Origin of the sequence: Aeromonas sp. s9 (genome assembly GCF_040907765.1) — a bacterium.
GTDB lineage: Bacteria > Pseudomonadota > Gammaproteobacteria > Enterobacterales > Aeromonadaceae > Aeromonas > Aeromonas caviae.
Map to the genome: position 1 here is coordinate 1 of NZ_JBFOCK010000045.1, position 17,360 is coordinate 17,360.

At 64.0% G+C, this 17,360-nt stretch carries 16 protein-coding genes and 2 pseudogenes; 10 read left to right on the forward strand and 8 right to left on the reverse strand.

Annotation, left to right across the window (positions count from 1 at the left end; genetic code table 11):
* From AB5Y54_RS08875 to AB5Y54_RS08885, 3 genes and pseudogenes are all read left to right on the forward strand, one after another.
* Window positions 1-600: pseudogene (locus AB5Y54_RS08875) on the forward strand (ISL3-like element ISAeme19 family transposase); the annotation flags it as partial.
* Between the two features lie 3 nt (window positions 601-603).
* Window positions 604-1,170, forward strand: a pseudogene (locus tag AB5Y54_RS08880) (serine/threonine protein kinase); the annotation flags it as partial.
* Window positions 1,171-1,379: 209 nt separating this feature from the next.
* The gene (locus tag AB5Y54_RS08885) at window positions 1,380-1,988 is read left to right on the forward strand and encodes a thiol:disulfide interchange protein DsbA/DsbL (protein ID WP_053287991.1); all 609 of its coding nucleotides are present in this window, start codon (window positions 1,380-1,382) and stop codon (window positions 1,986-1,988) included.
* 80 nt (window positions 1,989-2,068) lie between these two features.
* Here AB5Y54_RS08885 and phnE read toward each other — a convergent pair whose 3' ends face one another.
* From phnE to AB5Y54_RS08910, 5 genes are all read right to left on the reverse strand, one after another.
* Window positions 2,069-3,616 (reverse strand): phosphonate ABC transporter, permease protein PhnE, encoded by a 1,548-nt coding sequence (gene phnE / locus AB5Y54_RS08890; protein WP_109112443.1) that lies wholly within the window; start codon window positions 3,614-3,616, stop codon window positions 2,069-2,071.
* Window positions 3,604-4,365, reverse strand: coding sequence for a phosphonate ABC transporter ATP-binding protein (locus AB5Y54_RS08895; RefSeq protein WP_043153387.1), 762 nt, complete (start codon window positions 4,363-4,365; stop codon window positions 3,604-3,606). Before AB5Y54_RS08895 ends, phnE begins: the two co-directional genes overlap by 13 nt.
* Entirely contained in the window at window positions 4,362-5,207 is an 846-nt protein-coding gene (locus AB5Y54_RS08900; protein ID WP_043153390.1) for a putative selenate ABC transporter substrate-binding protein, read from the reverse strand. Before AB5Y54_RS08900 ends, AB5Y54_RS08895 begins: the two co-directional genes overlap by 4 nt.
* 124 nt (window positions 5,208-5,331) lie before the next feature.
* On the reverse strand, window positions 5,332-6,510 hold the full coding sequence (pncB, locus tag AB5Y54_RS08905) for a nicotinate phosphoribosyltransferase (protein ID WP_104452104.1): 1,179 nt from the start codon (window positions 6,508-6,510) through the stop codon (window positions 5,332-5,334).
* Window position 6,511: 1 nt separating this feature from the next.
* The gene (locus AB5Y54_RS08910) at window positions 6,512-7,147 is read right to left on the reverse strand and encodes a nicotinamidase (protein ID WP_043153394.1); all 636 of its coding nucleotides are present in this window, start codon (window positions 7,145-7,147) and stop codon (window positions 6,512-6,514) included.
* Between the two features lie 74 nt (window positions 7,148-7,221).
* On the opposite strand from AB5Y54_RS08910, the gene AB5Y54_RS08915 reads away from it, so the two are divergent.
* Genes AB5Y54_RS08915 through AB5Y54_RS08925 form a run of 3 tightly spaced genes read left to right on the forward strand, consistent with a single transcriptional unit; the run spans window position 7,222 to window position 8,667 of the window.
* Window positions 7,222-7,872 carry a DNA mismatch repair protein MutT gene (locus tag AB5Y54_RS08915; protein ID WP_368153461.1) on the forward strand — a complete coding sequence of 217 codons (651 nt, stop codon included), beginning with the start codon at window positions 7,222-7,224 and terminating at the stop codon, window positions 7,870-7,872.
* A 16-nt stretch (window positions 7,873-7,888) separates the two neighbouring features.
* Window positions 7,889-8,194 carry a hypothetical protein gene (locus AB5Y54_RS08920; protein WP_143236902.1) on the forward strand — a complete coding sequence of 102 codons (306 nt, stop codon included), beginning with the start codon at window positions 7,889-7,891 and terminating at the stop codon, window positions 8,192-8,194.
* Entirely contained in the window at window positions 8,191-8,667 is a 477-nt protein-coding gene (locus tag AB5Y54_RS08925) for a DUF523 domain-containing protein (RefSeq protein ID WP_104454975.1), read from the forward strand. The genes AB5Y54_RS08920 and AB5Y54_RS08925 overlap by 4 nt, the downstream gene beginning before the upstream one ends.
* Here AB5Y54_RS08925 and AB5Y54_RS08930 read toward each other — a convergent pair.
* The 3 genes from AB5Y54_RS08930 to AB5Y54_RS08940 form a co-directional block, all read right to left on the reverse strand.
* Window positions 8,610-9,557, reverse strand: coding sequence for an acyltransferase (locus tag AB5Y54_RS08930; RefSeq protein WP_052815773.1), 948 nt, complete (start codon window positions 9,555-9,557; stop codon window positions 8,610-8,612). The two genes, AB5Y54_RS08925 and AB5Y54_RS08930, sit on opposite strands and share 58 nt — an antisense overlap.
* 7 nt (window positions 9,558-9,564) lie before the next feature.
* Window positions 9,565-10,464, reverse strand: a complete 900-nt coding sequence (locus AB5Y54_RS08935; RefSeq protein ID WP_104454974.1) for an acyltransferase — start codon at window positions 10,462-10,464, stop codon at window positions 9,565-9,567.
* Between the two features lie 132 nt (window positions 10,465-10,596).
* Complete coding sequence (locus tag AB5Y54_RS08940; RefSeq protein WP_052815775.1) at window positions 10,597-12,114, reverse strand: YifB family Mg chelatase-like AAA ATPase; 1,518 nt, start codon at window positions 12,112-12,114, stop codon at window positions 10,597-10,599.
* A gap of 384 nt (window positions 12,115-12,498) precedes the next feature.
* Between AB5Y54_RS08940 and ilvG the strand changes: the two genes are divergently transcribed.
* From ilvG to ilvD, 4 genes are all read left to right on the forward strand, one after another.
* Window positions 12,499-14,145, forward strand: a complete 1,647-nt coding sequence (ilvG, locus tag AB5Y54_RS08945; protein WP_041211990.1) for an acetolactate synthase 2 catalytic subunit — start codon at window positions 12,499-12,501, stop codon at window positions 14,143-14,145.
* Window positions 14,142-14,399, forward strand: coding sequence for an acetolactate synthase 2 small subunit (gene ilvM / locus AB5Y54_RS08950; protein ID WP_010676086.1), 258 nt, complete (start codon window positions 14,142-14,144; stop codon window positions 14,397-14,399). Before ilvG ends, ilvM begins: the two co-directional genes overlap by 4 nt.
* A gap of 12 nt (window positions 14,400-14,411) precedes the next feature.
* A complete protein-coding gene (locus AB5Y54_RS08955; protein ID WP_039039680.1) occupies window positions 14,412-15,356 on the forward strand; it encodes a branched-chain amino acid transaminase in 945 nt (314 codons plus the stop codon).
* A gap of 146 nt (window positions 15,357-15,502) precedes the next feature.
* Window positions 15,503-17,344, forward strand: coding sequence for a dihydroxy-acid dehydratase (gene ilvD, locus AB5Y54_RS08960; RefSeq protein WP_043153414.1), 1,842 nt, complete (start codon window positions 15,503-15,505; stop codon window positions 17,342-17,344).
* Window positions 17,345-17,360: the final 16 nt, after the last annotated feature.

Genomic DNA, 17,360 nt, shown 5'->3' on the forward strand with positions numbered 1-17,360 from the left:
CAGATTGAGGCGGTGGCGATGGACATGAACACGGCGTTCGACCTGGAGGTGAAGCAACACTGCCCGCAGGCGGAGGTGGTCTACGACCTGTTCCACGTGGTGGCTCGCTATGGCCGAGAGGTGGTGGACCGGGTGCGAGTGGAGCAGGCGAATGCACTGAAAAGCGATAAACCGGCGCGAAAAGTGGTCAAAAGTGCGCGTTGGTTGCTGCTACGTAATCGGACGAAGCTGAGTGAAAAACAGGATGTGAAGTTGCAGGAGCTGTTGGCGGCGAATCAACCGCTGGCGATGGTGTACGTGCTGAAAGAGGCGTTGAAGGGCATCTGGTATGCGCCGAGCGTGTGGGAAGGATGGCGACGATGGCGGAGCTGGATGCGGCAGGTGAAGGAAAGCGGGCTAGCGCCGCTGCAACGATTTGGTCGAAATTTATCGAAATATATGCGGGGGATCCTGGCGAGTGCAAACTACCCGATGCACACGAGTGTGCTGGAAGGGGTGAACAACAAGATCAAAGTGATAAAGCGCATGGCATATGGATTTAGGGACTCAGAATACTTTTTTCTGAAAATCAAGGCGGCCTTCCCCGGAAAGCCGCGATGAACCTTTCATCACCGGGTTCCGCTGGATGTGGAGAGCATGCTGCACGAGCCGCGTCAGTTGCTGGCGGCAGGCGAGTGGTTGCCGAGCGGGCTGGCCAAGTCCTTCTTCGGGGTGCTGGACGAGCTGATCCGGCACGTATGCGACGCCATGACCCTGGATGTGGCGCGCATCTCCCTGCATGGGGACTGCCACCCGGGCAACATTCTGTGGCGTGACGGCCCCCTGTTTGTCGACCTCGACGATTGCCGCACCGGCCCCGCCATCCAGGATCTCTGGATGATGCTGAACGGGGAGCGTCATGAGCAGCAGATCCAGCTCGATACCCTGCTGGCGGGGTATGAGGAGTTCATGGAGTTCGACCCGCGGGAGCTGGCGCTCATCGAGCCGCTGCGTGCCATGCGCATCGTCCACTACATGGCCTGGCTGGCAAGACGCTGGGAAGATCCCGCCTTCCCCCGCCACTTCTCCTGGTTCAACACCGAACACTACTGGCGCCAGCAGATTGCGACCCTGCATGATCAGCTCGAGGCATTGAAGGCCCCGCCGCTCAGCCTGATGCCGCAGTGGTAGGGGCGTGAACCCGGCAGATCGCCACGCCACGGGGCGTCCGTTGGTGGTGTCGCCCGCACCATTGCCACAGCGGCAAGGTGCCCGTGGGAGGCGGGATGGCGGTCCCGCCTGTCTGCCTTTGCCATTGACGGCACGAGGGTGAGGCAATAGGCTTGGACTGCTTCGGTTCGCCGGGCGTGCCTCACAGTGATCCCTTAACAGGAAACGTCATGAAAAAAGTACTATTTTTCCTCGCTGCCATGCTGATGATCCCCATGGTTCACGCCGCCCCGCAATTCAAGGAAGGTGTCAACTATGACGTGGTCAGCCAGACCGGCAGCGCCCAGCCGGAAGTGATGGAGTTCTTCTCCTATTTCTGCCCGCACTGCGCCAAGTTCGAGCCGATTGCCGAGGATCTGAAGAAGAGCCTGCCGGAAGGCGTGCCGATGAAGAAGAACCCGGTGGCCTTCCTGGGCCGTGAAATGGGTCCCGAGATGCAGCGTGCCTACGCCGTCGCCAATCTGCTGAACGTGGAAGGCAAGCTGACCCCGGCCATCTTCGACAAGATCCACACCCAGCGCCAGATCCCCCAGAGCCGTGGTGACGTGAAGCAGATCTTCGTGGACAACGGCGTGCCGGCCGAGGAGTTCGACGGTGCTGTCGACAGCTTCGCCGTCTCCGGCATGGTCTCCCAGTTCGACCGCAACACCGAGAGCTACAACGTGCGCGGCGTGCCGGCCTTCCTGGTGAACGGCAAGTACATGGTGAAAATCGAATCCATCACCTCCCAGGAACAGTTCAACCAGCTGGTGCAATTCCTGCTGGCGAAGAAAGACTGATCCAGACTGACCTCGTGAAAAAAAGCCCGCCGGTGCAAACCGGCGGGCTTTTTGTTTATCAGGGCCATGCAAGGCGGGCCTCAGATCTGGCAATCCCGCTGGCTGGGGGCCGGGCGAGGCAAACGGGTGCGGCGGCTGAGGGCCTCCGCCAGCCAGACCAGCAGCAGTATGGCCAGCAGCAGGGTGGCGGTCTGGTCGTAGCGGAACAGGCTGAGCGAGACATAGAGCTGCTGTCCCAGGCCGCCGGCGCCAACCACGCCGAGTATGGTGGCGGCCCTCAGGTTCATCTCGCCGCGATAGAGGCTGTAGGCCAGCCACTGGCGCGCCACCAGGGGGAACACCCCGTACCAGAAGCAGGCCGTAGGGCCGGCCCCGCTCAGCTGCAAGGCGAGGCGAGGGGCGGGATCCGCGTTCTCCAGGGTCTCCACGAACAACCGCGCCAGCACCCCGGTGGTGTGCAGGGTCAGCGCCAGTATGCCCGCCACCGGCCCCAGTCCGACCGCGATCACCAGCAGGCTGGCGAAGATGAGTTCGGGCACGGAGCGCAGCAGGTTGAACAGCAGCCGCAGCGGCCAGCAGTGGCGCGCGAGGCAGGCCAGCGGCAGGGCCAGCAGGGCGCTGAAGAGGGTGCTTAGCAGCGCCATCTGCACCGTATCGAGCAGGCCCATAGCCACTGTCTTGAGGAAGGGCCATGACCAGTCCGGTCGCAAAAACTCCCCCAGGAAGGTGCCCAGGCCCCCCAGTGAGAAGCTCAGCATGCGCCAGTCGAGCTGATACAGCGCGAGGACAGCGGCCAGCCCCAGGCAGATCAGCAACAGCAGGCCGGGGGAGCGGCTGTGGCGCAGCCAGGCGCTGAGGCCATCCGCGAGCGTCACCAGCAGGATGAAGGCCAGCAGCAGGGTCACCACCTCGCCACCGGCAAACATGCGCAGGGAGAGTTCGAGCTGCTGACCGAGCCCGCCGGCGCCGACGAAGCCCATGATGACGGAGGCGCGCAGGGCGCACTCCCAGCGGTAGACGGTGTAGGAGAGCAGTTCCTGACGCACCGCAGGCAGCACGCCGTACCAGAGCGCCTGCAGCCGGCCGCTACCGCCCAGCAGCAGGGCGCGGGCCGGTTGCAGGGCACCGCTCTCCATGATCTCGTTGTAGACCTTGGCCAGCATGCCGCCGTAGCTGACGGCGATGGCCAGGATGGCGGCGAGCGGCCCGAGCCCCGACAGACGCACGAACAGCAGCGCCCAGATGAGCTCGGGCAGGCTGCGCAGCACGATGGCGACGAGGCGCGAGAGGGCCCGCAAGGCGCCGCGCAGCGGGCTGGGCACCGGCCCCAGTTCGGCCAGCGACAGGGCGCGGGAGCCGAGCAGGGCGAACGGCACGCCGAGCAGCAGGGCGCCCGCCAGTCCCAATGTCGCCACCGCCAGACTCTCCAGGGTCGCGGTCAGGGTCAGGACGAGGAAGTCCCGATCCATGCGGGGCGGCCAGCTGGTGGCGAGGAAGTTGCCCATCTGCCGCCAGCTCTGGCCGTCGAACAGGCCGAGCCAGCCGTCGGCCTGTTGCCACAGGCTGTAGCCGATGAGCAGCAGCAACCAGGGCAGGGGATGGCGCCAGCGGCTAGTCAAATTGAACACGCCGCCGCCTCGTCATCACCGGCGTAGAGCTCGGCCAGCATGGCCGGGGTGACGGCCGCCGCCGGACAGTCGAACAGCACTCGCCCCTCCCGCAGGCCGATGATGCGGGGGAAACGGCCGAGCGCCAGCTCGACCGCATGCAGGTTGGCGATGAGTGTGCTGCCCCGGGCGCGGGCCTGTGCCAGCAGGGCATCCAGGCTGCCTTGGGCGAGCACGGGATCGAGGGCGGAGACGGGCTCGTCCGCCAGGATCAGATCCGGCTGCTGATAGAGCACCCGTGCGATGCCGACCCGCTGCAACTGGCCACCGGAGAGCTCGCCGCAGCGCTGTTGCCACTTGTCGGCGAGGCCGAGGCGCGCCAGCTCGGCTAGCGCGCCTTCGGGGTCGCAGGGGCGCAGCAGGGAGAGTAAGGAACGGCCGAGGGACCACTGACCGAGCCGGCCGGCCAGCACGGCGGTCACCACCTGCTGGGAGGCGGGCAGCGGCGGTTGCTGCCAGACCATGCCGATCCGGCTGCGCAGCCGCTGGCGGTCCCGGGTGGAGAGGGTCCAGGGATCCTGGTCCCAGAGGGTGAGCCTGCCTTCGCCGCGCAGCTCGGTGCCGAGCAGCCGCAGCAGGCTGGTCTTGCCCGCGCCGCTCGGCCCTATGATGGCCACGCACTCGCCTGCCGTTATCTGCAGGTTGAACGGCTGCAGGATGCGGCTCTGGCCGAGCCGCAATCCTTCCCCGTCCAGCGCGACGGCGATCACTTCAGCAGGCCGGCCTGGGTGGCGGCGGCTTCGATGCCCAGGTAATTCTCGGGCTTGGTCTCGATGAAGCGGGTAGCGCGTTGCAGCTTGAGGATCTCGGCCTGGGCGGGCACCGCCGGATCCAGGCTGAGGAAGGCTTGCTTGATCTTCTCTTGCAGGGCCGGATCCATATCACCGCGTACTGTCCAGTTGTAGTCAAAGTAGGTCGGGGTGGTCCAGATCACCTTGACCTTGGTGGTGTCGACCTTGCCCTCTTCCACCAGTTTCTCCCACACGGAGGCGTTGAGCGCACCGGCCGGCACCTTGCCGGAGGCGACCCAGGCGACGGTGGCGTCGTGGGCGCCGGAGAAGGCGACGTGGGCGAAGTCACGTTCCGGGTTGATGCCCTGCTCGGCCAGGAAGTGGCGTGGCATCAGGTGACCGGAGGTGGAGGAGGGGGAGCCGAACGCGAAGTCCTTGCCCTTGGTGTCGGCCAGGGTCTTGATGCCGCTGTCGGCATTGGCGATGAACTTGGAGGTGAACTGGGCATCTTCCTGACGCTGCACCAGGGGTACCACCTTGTCGGCACGGCGGTGTGCCTGCACATAGGTGAAGCCCCCGAGCCAGGCCATGTCCAGCTTGCCGGCGGCCAGCGCCTCGACCACGGCGGCGTAGTCGTTGACCGGCACGAACACCACCTCGCGGCCTGTTTTCTCGGCCAGGTAGTCACCCAGGGGGGCAAACTTGCGCTGCAGCTCGGTGGGGGCTTCGTCCGGGATGGCGGAGACCCGCAGCGGTTCGGCGGCGACGGCGCTCAGGCTGGCGAGCAGGGTGGTGAGGGCGAATATCCATCTGGAGGTCATGAGTGGTTCCTTGTGGTCTGGCGTTCGAACAAGCGAAAGGTCCGACGGGGGCCGGACCTTTCAGGTGAGTCATGGTAGGGGGCCATCGGCGCAGTGCGCAAGATGGGACACTCAAAAAGGCGTCTTATACCCCGACGTGGAAGGCCTGCTTGAGGTTGCGGATGAAGTCCGCGTCCCGGCACAGGGTCTTGCCCGGGCTGTCGGAGATCTTGGCGACCGGGCCGCCGTTGCACTCCATCAGCTTGAAGACGATGTTCATCGGGGTGACGCCTGGCAGATCGCAGGTGAGCTTGGTGCCGATGCCGAAGCTGGTGTTGATGCGACCACTGAAGTGGCGGAACAGCCGGACTGCCTTGTCGAGGTCGAGGCCGTCGGAGAAGACCAGCGTCTTGGTGGCGGGATCGATACCGAGGCGCTGGTAGTGGCTGATGGCCTTCTCGCCCCAGACCACGGGGTCACCGGAGTCGTGGCGCAACCCCTGATATCGGCTCGCCAGCTCGAAGTCGAAGTCGCGCAGGAAGGCATCCATGGTGATGCAGTCGGTCAGGGCGATGCCGAGGTGGTTGGTGAACTCGTCCAGCCAGCTGGTGAGGGCCGCGCGCTGGCTGAGTTCCAGCGGGAAGCCGAGTTGCTGGTGAGCCTGGAACCACTCGTGGGCCTGGGTGCCCACCGCCGGCAGCCGGTATTTCTGGGCCAGCTGGTAGTTGCTGGTGCCGCGAAACGCCGGCAGCCGATCCTGGAGGCGGCCCACCACGGCATCCTGCACCGCATGGGAGAAGCGGCGGCGGGTGCCGAAGTCGATGAGGTTGAACTCGGTCATCTCCTCCCGGCTCAGCTCCCGTTCCAGCTTGTCGATCTTCTGGTCGAGCCGCTCCAGTGCCTGGCTGACGCCGAACTGGGGGTAGCGGAAGCGGTTGCGCATCTCGCTGATGATGGCGAGCACCGGGATCTCCCACAGGATGACGTCCTGCCAGGGCCCTTCGACCCGCACATTGATGCGGCCATCCTGCTCGAACACCTTGAGCAGGGAGGCATCCAGCGGCTTGCGGCGCAGGTGATCCAGATAATCCGGGGTGAAGAAGGGGCGCTCGGCCAGAAAATCGAGCTCGGGTCGGGTCAGCCGCAGGGAGCCGGCGAGGCGCAGCTGCTCCTCGATCTCGCCCATCATGGGCAGCAGATCCTCTTCGTTGCGGCTGTGGAATTCGGCCACCACCTCGGCATCCGGGTAGCGATGGAACACAGCCTGCTGCATGTGCAGCTTGTAGGCATCGGTGTCGAGCAGGCTGTTGAGGATCGGGGGCATATCAGGCGTCCAGCAGGCGTTGTACATCGGCTAGGGTCTGGGCCAGCTCGGCGCCGGCCTCGATCATCTGGGCACGGGCCTGGGCGATCGTCTCGGGGGCGATGCCGCGGCAGGCATCGAGGTGGACGATGACCCGGAAGCCGGCGCGGAGCAGTTGCAGCACGCTGGTCTTGACGCAGTAGTCGGTGGCGAGGCCGCCGACCAGCACGGTCGCGACGCCGCGGGCCTGCAGGAACTCGATGAGCCCGGTGCTGCGACGCTCGGCGAGGTCGTGGTAGCAGGCGCCATAGGGGTGCAGATCCGGCTCGACCCCCTTCCAGACGAAGAAGTCGTAGTCGATGGGGGCGGGCAGGCCGTCGAGCAGCTCGAAGCCAGGGGTGCCCGGCACGCAATGGGCCGGCCAGGTGAGGTCGGCGTTGGGCAGATCCAGCGGTTGCAGCATGGCGGCCGGCTCGCTCACGACCCAGGCAGCGTTCGCGGGGTGGGCGTCCTTGCTGCCGACTCGCAGGGTGGCGAGGGCGGCCTGGGCGTTGAGCGCCGCCACAATATCATCCCCGCCTGCGACGGGCAGCTCGTTCGGACAGAGCGGAGTAAACCCCTTCTGCGCATCAATATCCAGGCTGGCGATGGTTCCCATGGGTGACTCCTGCACATAATATTCTTGTGATATTATCTACCAAACATTATTAGAAGGCGAGCAGGTCGACCAGGATGCCGAGAATGAGTCTGGATATGGTGGTGCTGCGGTTGCGCGAGGAGCGGCTCGAACTGCTCCTCGAAACCCGGGATCGCCCCCCCTTTGCCCACTGCTGGCAGCTGCCGGCCCTGCGCATCGACGAGACCCGGGATCGGGATCTGGATGCCGCCCGCCACCGCCTGCTGGCGCAGTGGGGGCTGGCGCAGTGCTACAGCGAGCAGGTCTGCACCCTCGGCAACCTGGAGCGGGATCCCCGGGGTTGGTCCACCACCCTCGTCTACCTGTGCCTGGCGGAGCCCGAGGCCGGCGCCGTGCGCGGCTGCTGGCACCCTCTGGATGACCTGCCCAACCTGCAACTCGCCTTCGACCATTCCCAGCTCATCGCCATGGGGCTGGAGCGGCTGCGCATCAAGAGCCGTTACAGCACCTTGCCGCTGCACCTGCTGAGGTCGGAGTTCACCCTCTCCGAGGTGCAGCGCGCCTTCGAGATCATCCTGCAGACCCCCATGAACACGGCGGCGTTTCGCAAGCGGATCCACCGGGCCGACATCCTGACGGACACCGGCCGCAAGCGTACCGGCAAGCAGCGGCCCGCCATTCTCTACCGGCTGGAGAGCCCCTGCTGCGTGATGTTCGATCAGGTGATGAACGGGGCTGAGGCATGAAGAGAGCGCTATTGCTATGAATTACAAAGTGAAGCTTTCATTAATTGTGCGGGATGTAGATAAGACCTGTTTTTGCAGTGGTTCCAAAGAGCTTAACTTGCCTTTCGCACCATTTTCAGGGCTTCGTTTGCATGAAGGAATGCAAGTTTACACTCTTGCTGCTGTCGGATGGGCAGACCATGAACAGTGCTTTTATGGCTCTATAGAAATTAGTGAAGAGCTACTGCCCGATGGCGATCTAATAGATATGGATTTCATTGTTGAAACAGCAAAAAGTACCGGGTGGGTTGGCTTTAATAAAATTCATAAGGCACAGGTGTGAAGGAAAAAATCTTAGTCAGCTCCTGTCTACTGGGCCAGCCGGTGCGCTACGACGGCCGCAGCAAGGGCATCATCAGCGACTGGCTGGCCGAGTTGGGCGCCGAGGGGCGGGTGCTGGCCTTCTGTCCCGAGGTGGCGGGGGGGCTGCCGACCCCGCGACCACCCGCCGAGCGGCAGGGTGAGTCTGTAGTCACCGAAAGCGGGCTGGATGTGACGACCGAGTTCGATCGCGGCGCCGCCCTGGCGCTGGCGCTCTGCCAGCAGCAGGGCATTCGCTTCGCCCTGCTGAAAGAGGGGAGCCCCTCCTGCGGCAGCGGCCGTATCTACAACGGCCGCTTCGAAGGGGTCTCGGTGGCGGGCGAGGGCAAGACCACCGCCCTGCTGCGCCGCCACGGCATCGCCGTGTTCAGCGAGGATCAGCTGCCCGAACTGGCGTCGGCGCTCTCCTTGGCGGTCAATGGGATGGGCGCCTGAGCCCGCTGCCAGCCTTCCAGTATTTCGTCCTTCTCCTGCCAGCGCTGGTTCAGCCACTCCTGGAAGCCGCGCTTGAACTGCTTGTCGTTGAAGTAATCCCCTACCAGTTGCTCGTCCACCGGCAGCTCCTCGATCCGCACCCGGATGCGCTTCATCCGCCCCATCAGGAAGTCCTTGAAGGGGGTCTCGGTGTTGTCCGGGTAGCTGATGGTGACGTTGATCAGGCTGTCGAACTGATCGCCCATGGCCGCCAGGGTGAAGGCGAGCCCGGCCGCCTTGGGCGGCATCAGGTGGCGAAAGCGGGAGCGGGAGGCGTCACGCTTCTGTTCGGTGAAGCGGGTCCCCTCCACGAAGTTGATGACGGTGGTGGGGATGTGGCGAAACTTCTCGCAGGCGTTGCGGGTGGTCTCGATGTCCTTGCCCCGCAGGTGCGGATTGCGCAGCAGAAACTCTCTCGAATAGCGGCGCATAAAGGGCATGTCCAGCCCCCAGCAGGCGAGCCCCAGCAGCGGGATGTAGATGAGCTCGTGCTTCATGAAGAACTTGGGCACCGGCAGCCGGTCGCGGAAGAGATGGCCCAGCACGACGATGTCGGTCCAGCTCAGGTGGTTGCTGATGATGAGATACCAGCCATCCTTGCGTAGCCGGGTGTCGTCCTCCACCTGCCAGTCGATGCGGGTGGTGAGACGGATCACCAGGGCGTTGCAGCCGAGCCACAGGCGCATGAAACGGTTGTTGAGGCGACTGCAGGCACGACCGAAGGCCGGCACGGGGAGCAGCAGCTTGGCCAGGGACACCAGCAGGATCAGGCTGGCGCACAGGGCGGTAAACAATATGGCCAGGCCGGTGCTGATGAGCAGCACCAGGGGGCCGGGGAGCAGGCTTAGCATGAGTGTCTTACTGCGTCTTGTCCGCCAGTAGCTGGCCCAGGGTCTGGTCTTTCTCGCACCAGATCCCGTTCAGCCACTGCTGAAACTCTTGTTGGAACTCGGGGTCATTGAAGTAATCCCCCACCAGATTGCGTTCGATCGGCAGAAAGCGGACCCGAACCTTGATCTCCCTGACTCGACCGCACATGAAGTCCCAGTAGCTGGGGATGCCGCCTGGATAGGCGATGGTGACATCCACCAGTTTGTGCAGCTGATCCCCCATGGCCGCCAGGGTGAAGGCGACGCCACCCGCCCTCGGGTGCAGCAGGTGACGATAGGGAGCGCCCTGTTTGTCGTGCTTGCTGGCGGTGAAGCGGGTGCCCTCGACGAAATTCATCACGCTCACCGGAATGTGGCGGAATTTGGCACAGGCCTTTCGCGTGGTCTCTATGTCTTTTCCCTTCAGATGCGGGTGTTTTTCCAGGAACTTGCGGGAATAACGTCGCATGAAGGGGAAGTCGAGTGCCCACCATGCCAGACCGAGAAAAGGTACCCAAATCAGTTCTTTCTTGAGGAAAAACTTCAGGAAGGGGATTTTTTGATTAAAAATCCGCTGCAGTATCAGTATGTCGACCCAGGATTGATGGTTGGCAATCACCATATACCACTCATTCCGGCGCCCTTTGTCCACTCCGACCACATCGAAAGGGGTGTTGATGATGGTTTTCTGGATCAGATTGTTAAAACCTATCCAGTGGGTGGCGCAGCCGTCCAGGAGGGTGTTGCAGAGACGTCGCGCCCCCTTGAAGGGCAGCAGCAGCTTGATGAGGCCAAGCAGCAGGACGGGGACAAACCAGAACAGGGTGTTGATGAAATAGAGCAGGGTCGAGAGGCTGCCGCGCAGTCGCTCTATCAGCTTGTTGGGCATGGTGGAATCCGTCTTCGTATCGGTGGATGGCAACCAAGTGGTCAGATCTGTTGCCATAATATCAGCCGGCCCACGACTAGACCATGGTGGCGCCCTTTCCGGGTCGGGAGGTGGCTGCTGCCGTTCCCCCTCTCACTGGCCCCCGCGCAGCCGTGACAACAGCCTGTCCATGGCACGATAGCCCAGGGCTTCGATCAGATGCGCTCTCTCGATGGTGGCGTGTCCCGCCAGATCGGCGATGGTGCGCGATACCCGCAGGATGCGGTGCCAGGCCCGGATGCTGAGCCCCAGCTTCTGGATTGCACCCTCCAGAAACTCGGCATCCTGTGGCGATAATCTGCAAACATCTTCGATTTCACGACTATCCAGCAGATTGTTGAGTTTTCCGCTGCGACTCAGCATGCGCTCTCGCGCCCCCAGCACCCGTTCGCGTATCTGCTGGCTCGATTCCCCCCGCTCCGCCTTGCCGGTCAGGCTCCCCCTGGGCAAGAGCGGGACCTCTACCGTCAGATCGAACCGATCGAGAAAGGGGCCGGAGAGCTTGCCCAGATAGCGCAAGATCTGATCCGGGCTGGAGCGGGTCTGGCCGTCGCCATAATGGCCGCAGGGGCTGGGATTCATGGCACCCACCAGCTGGAAGCGGGCGGGAAAATCCACCTGGCGGGCGGCGCGACTGATGGTAATGTGCCCGGTTTCCAGCGGCTCGCGAAGGGAGTCGAGCACCTTGCGCTCGAACTCCGGCAGTTCATCCAGAAACAGTACCCCGTTGTGGGCGAGGGAAATTTCGCCAGGCCTGGGATGGGTACCCCCGCCCACCAGCGCCACCGCCGAGGCGCTGTGATGGGGCGTGCGATACGGCCTGTGGTGCCAGTGGCCGGCGCGGGGGGTGAGGCCGCCGATGGAGTGGATGGCGGCGGTCTGCTGCGCCTCCTGTTCGCTGAGCGGCGGCAGAATGCCGGGCAGACGGCTGGCCAACATGCTCTTGCCGGTGCCGGGGGGGCCGATGAACAGCAGGTTGTGGCTGCCGGCGGCGGCGATCTCCAGCGCCCGCTTCGCCTGGGACTGACCGATCACGTCCTGCAGATCCGGCACGTCGGGCAGGGTCTCCGCGCTCTGGGGTTCCGGCAGCGGCAGTTCGTACTGGCCCGCCAGCCAGGCGGTGACCGCCAGCAGCTGGTGGGCGGTGCGCACCTCGGCATCCTGTATGAGGGAAGCCTCCGGACCGTTCTCCCGTGGGACCAGCAGGGTGCGCCCTGCGTCGCGGCAGGCGAGCACCGAGGGGAGCACCCCAAGCACAGGGCGGATCTCGCCGGTCAGGGCCAATTCCCCTAAAAATTCGTGGTCTAGCAGGTATTTTGCGGGTATCTGCTTGGATGCGGCGAGAATGCCGATGGCGATGGCCAGGTCGAAGCGGCCCCCCTCCTTGGGCAGATCCGCAGGGGCCAGGTTGACCGTGATGTGCTTGGCCGGAAATTCGAAATTGCCGTTGAGCAGGGCGCTGCGCACCCGATCCCGCGACTCTTTCACCGAGGTTTCCGGCAACCCCACCATGTTGAAGGCGGGCAGGCCGTTGGAGAGGTGCACCTCCACCGTGACTTGCGGCGCCGCTATCCCCAGGCTGGCACGGCTATAAACAACAGCTAATGACATAAATACCGTCCTTGGTTTGATGTATATGCTGGTTAACCGTTTTTTATTAGTTTTTTGTTCCAGTTGTCAGGTTTCAGAGCAGTCAAAATCAGAGTCTTGTCAGGTAAAAAGTGCTTGCCCAATAAAAATCACCGTGCTAGTTCTAATAGCCATTCGCGGCAAGCTCCGCTCCCATTTCACAGGATTTCCGGTTGTAACTATGAACATGGCCTCCCGTTTCGTCAGCATTATTGTGGTCCTAGTGGTGATTATTATCTCACCGCTCGGGGCTCGTTTGGCTGCACGGAACAAGGGATAGACCCACCACCGGACAGAACGAAACAAGCGACCCCCGAGCCTCACGGCCCGGGGGTTTTTTTTCGACCAAAGGACAGGATTTTCCACATGAACGGCGCGCAGTTTTTGGTACAGGCTCTCAAGAAACAGGGTGTGACCCAGGTGTTTGGTTACCCGGGCGGGGCCATCATGCCGGTCTACGACGCCCTGTATGACGGTGGCCTGGCCCATCAGCTCTGCCGCCACGAGCAGGGTGCCGCCATGGCTGCGGTGGGTTATGCCCGCGCTTCCGGTCAGGTGGGGGTCTGCATCGCTACCTCTGGCCCCGGCGCCACCAACCTGGTCACCGGCCTCGCGGAGGCACTGCTCGATTCGGTACCGCTGGTGGCCATCAGCGGCCAGGTGCCCTGCGCCGCCGTCGGTACCGATGCCTTTCAGGAAGTGGACGTGCTCGGCATGTCCCTCTCCTGCACCAAGCACTCCTTCATGGTGACGGACCCGGCGGATCTGGGACGGGTCATTGCCGAAGCCTTCGCCATCGCCACCGAAGGGCGTCCGGGCCCCGTGCTCATCGACCTGCCCAAGGATGTGCAACTGGCCGCCGTTCCCTCTCAAAGCCCGCTGTTTGCCGTGGAGGAACCCGACCCCCTGAATCCGGCCGAACTGACGGTCGCCCGTACCCTGCTGGCCGGTGCCGAGCGTCCGGTACTCTACGTTGGCGGCGGGGTGGGCATGGCCAATGCCGAGCAGCAGCTGCGCGACTTTGCCGCCACCACGGGGATGCCGGCGGTCACCACCCTCAAGGGGATAGGTGCCCTCGACCCCGACAGCCCCGTCTATCTGGGCATGCTCGGCATGCACGGTACCAAGGCCGCCAACCTGGCGGTACAGCAGTGCGATCTGCTGGTGGTAGTAGGCGCCCGTTTCGATGATCGGGTGACCGGCAAGCTGGAAGAGTTTGCCCCCGAGGCAAAGGTGATCCACCTGGATGTGGACGCCGCCGAGTTCGGCAAGCGTCGCGCCGCCGATGTGGGGATCACCACGGATCTCAAGCGTGTGCTGCCCGCCCTGGCGATGACGCTGACCCTCGACCCCTGGCGCGAGCACTGCGCCACCATGGCTCGGGAATACGCCTTCCGCTACGACCATCCGGGTCAGGCCATCTACGCCCCGGCCCTGCTCAAAGAGCTTTCAAGCCAGCTGCCTGACACCAGCGTGGTGGCCTGCGACGTGGGTCAGCACCAGATGTGGGTGGCCCAGCACATGCGTTTCACCAGCCCGCGCAACCACCTCTCCAGTGCCGGCCTCGGCACCATGGGTTTCGGCCTGCCCGCCGCCATCGGCGCCAAGATGTCGCGCCCCGATGACGAGGTGGTGCTGGTGAGCGGCGACGGCTCCTTCATGATGAACGTGCAGGAGCTCGGCACCATCCGCCGGGCCCGGCTCAAGGTGAAGATGGTGCTGCTGGACAACCAGCGCCTCGGCATGGTGCGCCAATGGCAGGAGCTGTTCTTCGACGGTCGCTACAGCGAGACCAATCTGTCCGACAACCCCGATTTCGTCGCCCTGGCTGCCGCCTTCGGCATTCCCGGCGAGACCATCACATGCAAGGAAGAGATAGGTCCGGCACTGGATCGCCTGCTGGCGAGCGAGAGTGCCTATCTGCTGCATGTGGCTATTTCAGAGGAAGAAAATGTCTGGCCCCTGGTTCCGCCAGGAGTCGCCAACCACAAGATGATGGAGCAACGCCCATGAACCAGCTCAATACCAGCACCCTGGAAATCCATGCCCAACCCAGACCCGAAGTGATGGAACGGGTGCTGCGGGTGGTCCGTCACCGCGGTTTCAATCTCTGCGCCCTCAACATGGAGCAGGATTGCCAACAGCTGCGGATCACGGTTACTGTCGAATCGGTACGTCCCATCCAGCAGTTGTGGAGCCAGCTGGTGAAGCTGGTGGATGTCTCCCGGGTCGATGCACTGGAACAGCAACCCCGGATCAGAGCTTAAGGAGCCAAGCCAATGTCACAGCCTTCCCAATCCGCCGCCCACCCCCAATACATCTGGTTCAACGGCAAGCTGGTCCCCTGGCAGGATGCCCAGGTGCATGTCATGAGCCATGCCCTGCACTACGGCTCCTCGGTGTTCGAGGGGGTGCGGGCCTATGACACTCCCAAGGGGACCTGCATCTTCCGCCTGCAGGAGCACACCCGCCGCCTGTTCGACTCCGCCAAGATCTACTGGATGGACGTCCCCTACAGCGAGTCCGAAGTGAATGAAGCCTGCCGCACCGTGGTGCGCGAGAACGGCCTGAAGAGCGGCTACCTGCGCCCGCTGGCCTTTGTCGGCAACGTGGGGCTGGGGCTGCATCCGCCGCTGGATGCCAAGGCCGACCTCATGGTCGCGGCCCTGCCTTGGGGCGCCTACCTCGGTGAAGAGGGGCTGAAAAACGGGGTGGATGTGTGCGTCACCTCCTGGAACCGGCTCGCTCCCAACACCATCCCGACCGGTGCCAAGGCGGGGGGCAACTATCTCTCCTCCCAGCTCATCAGCCGCGAGGCCAAGCGCAACGGCTTCGCCGAGGGGTTGGCGCTGGATGTGAACGGCTATCTGAGCGAAGGGGCGGGGGAGAACCTGTTTCTGGTGAAGAACGGCGTGCTGTTCACCCCGCCCGCCACCGCCGCCATCCTGCCCGGCATCACCCGCGACACCATCATGACGCTGGCGCGCGACTTGGGTTACGAGGTGCGCGAGCAGGCGCTGCCCCGTGAAGCGCTGTACGTCGCAGACGAAATCTTCATGACCGGCACCGCCGCCGAGGTGACCCCGGTGCGCTCGGTGGATCGGATGAAAGTGGGCGCCGGTTGCCGTGGCCCGGTGACCGAGCAGTTGCAGAACGCCTTCTTCGGCCTGTTCAACGGCAAGACCGAAGACAAGTGGGGCTGGCTGACGCCGGTCAACGACTGATGATAGCGGGGAGGCGTCACGCCTCCCCGAGTCGCTTCCGGTGAAGGCTCCCCGAGGTGCCTTCACCAGGATCGATTCCCGATCCGCGAATCACACATTCATGTTGAAAGACAATGCGCCCCAGGGGCATTCAGGGAGTAGAGACAATGCCGAAGTTGAGATCCGCCACCACCACCCACGGACGTAACATGGCCGGGGCCCGCGCCCTCTGGCGTGCCACCGGCATGACCGATCAGGATTTCGGCAAGCCCATCATCGCCGTGGTCAACTCCTTCACCCAGTTCGTGCCGGGCCACGTCCACCTCAAGGATCTGGGCCAACTGGTCGCCCGCGAAATCGAGGCGGCTGGCGGGGTCGCGAAGGAGTTCAACACCATCGCCGTGGATGACGGCATCGCCATGGGCCACGGTGGCATGCTCTATTCCCTGCCGTCCCGCGAACTCATCGCCGACTCGGTGGAGTACATGGTCAACGCCCACTGCGCCGACGCCATGGTCTGCATCTCTAACTGCGACAAGATCACCCCGGGGATGCTGATGGCTGCCCTGCGCATCAACATCCCGGTGATCTTCGTCTCCGGCGGCCCCATGGAAGCGGGCAAGACCAAGCTGTCGGATCAGATCATCAAGCTGGATCTGGTGGACGCCATGATCCAGGGCGCCGACCCCAAGGTCTCCGACGCCCAGAGCGACCAGATCGAGCGCAGCGCCTGCCCCACCTGCGGCTCCTGCTCCGGCATGTTCACCGCCAACTCCATGAACTGCCTGACCGAGGCACTGGGTCTCTCCCAGCCGGGCAACGGCTCCCTGCTGGCGACCCACGCCGATCGCGAGCAGCTGTTCAAGCTGGCGGGCCAGCGCATCGTCACTCTGGCCAAGCGCTGGTATGAGCAGGACGATGCCTCGGCACTGCCGCGCAACATCGCCACCAAGGCGGCGTTCGAGAACGCCATGGCGCTCGACATCGCCATGGGCGGCTCCACCAATACCGTGCTGCACCTGCTGGCGGCAGCCCAGGAGGCGGGCGTCGACTTCACCATGGCCGACATCGACCGCATGTCCCGCAAGGTGCCCCAGCTGTGCAAGGTGGCGCCTTCCACCCAGAAGTACCACATGGAAGACGTGCACCGCGCCGGCGGCGTGGTTGCCATCCTGGGTCAGCTGGAAAAAGCGGGCCTGGTGCACGGGGATACCCGCAACGTGCTGGGCACTTCCCTGGTGGAGCTGCTGGCCGAATATGACGTCAGCCGCAGCAATGACAAGGGGGTTCACGACTTCTACCGTGCAGGCCCTGCCGGCATCCGTACCACCAAGGCGTTCAGTCAGGATTGCCGCTGGCCCGAGCTGGATCTGGACCGCGCCGAGGGGTGCATCCGCTCCTTCGATCACGCCTACAGCCAGGAAGGTGGCCTGGCGGTCCTCGCTGGCAACCTCGCCCTCAACGGGGCCATCGTCAAGACCGCCGGGGTGGACGAGGAGAACCTCACCTTCCGCGGCCCGGCCCGGGTATTCGAGAGCCAGGAGAGCGCGGTGAGCGGCATTCTGGACGGCACGGTGAAAGCCGGTGAAGTGGTGGTGATCCGCTACGAGGGCCCGAAAGGGGGCCCCGGCATGCAGGAGATGCTCTATCCCACCACCTATCTCAAGTCCATGGGATTGGGCAAGGCGTGTGCCCTCATCACCGACGGTCGCTTCTCCGGCGGTACCTCGGGTCTCTCCATCGGTCATGTCTCCCCGGAGGCGGCCTCCGGTGGCACTATCGGTCTGGTGGAGGATGGCGACATCATCAACATCGACATCCCGGCCCGCAGCATGGTGCTGGAGGTGGCAGACAGCGTGCTGGCTGCTCGTCGCGCCGCCGTCTCTGCCCGTGGCTGGAAGCCGGTCGATCGTCAGCGCGAGGTCTCCTTTGCCCTGCGCGCCTACGCCATGTTCGCCACCAGCGCCGACAAGGGCGCGGTGCGCGATCGCACCCTGCTGGGGGAGTGAGAGAATGAACTGTCAT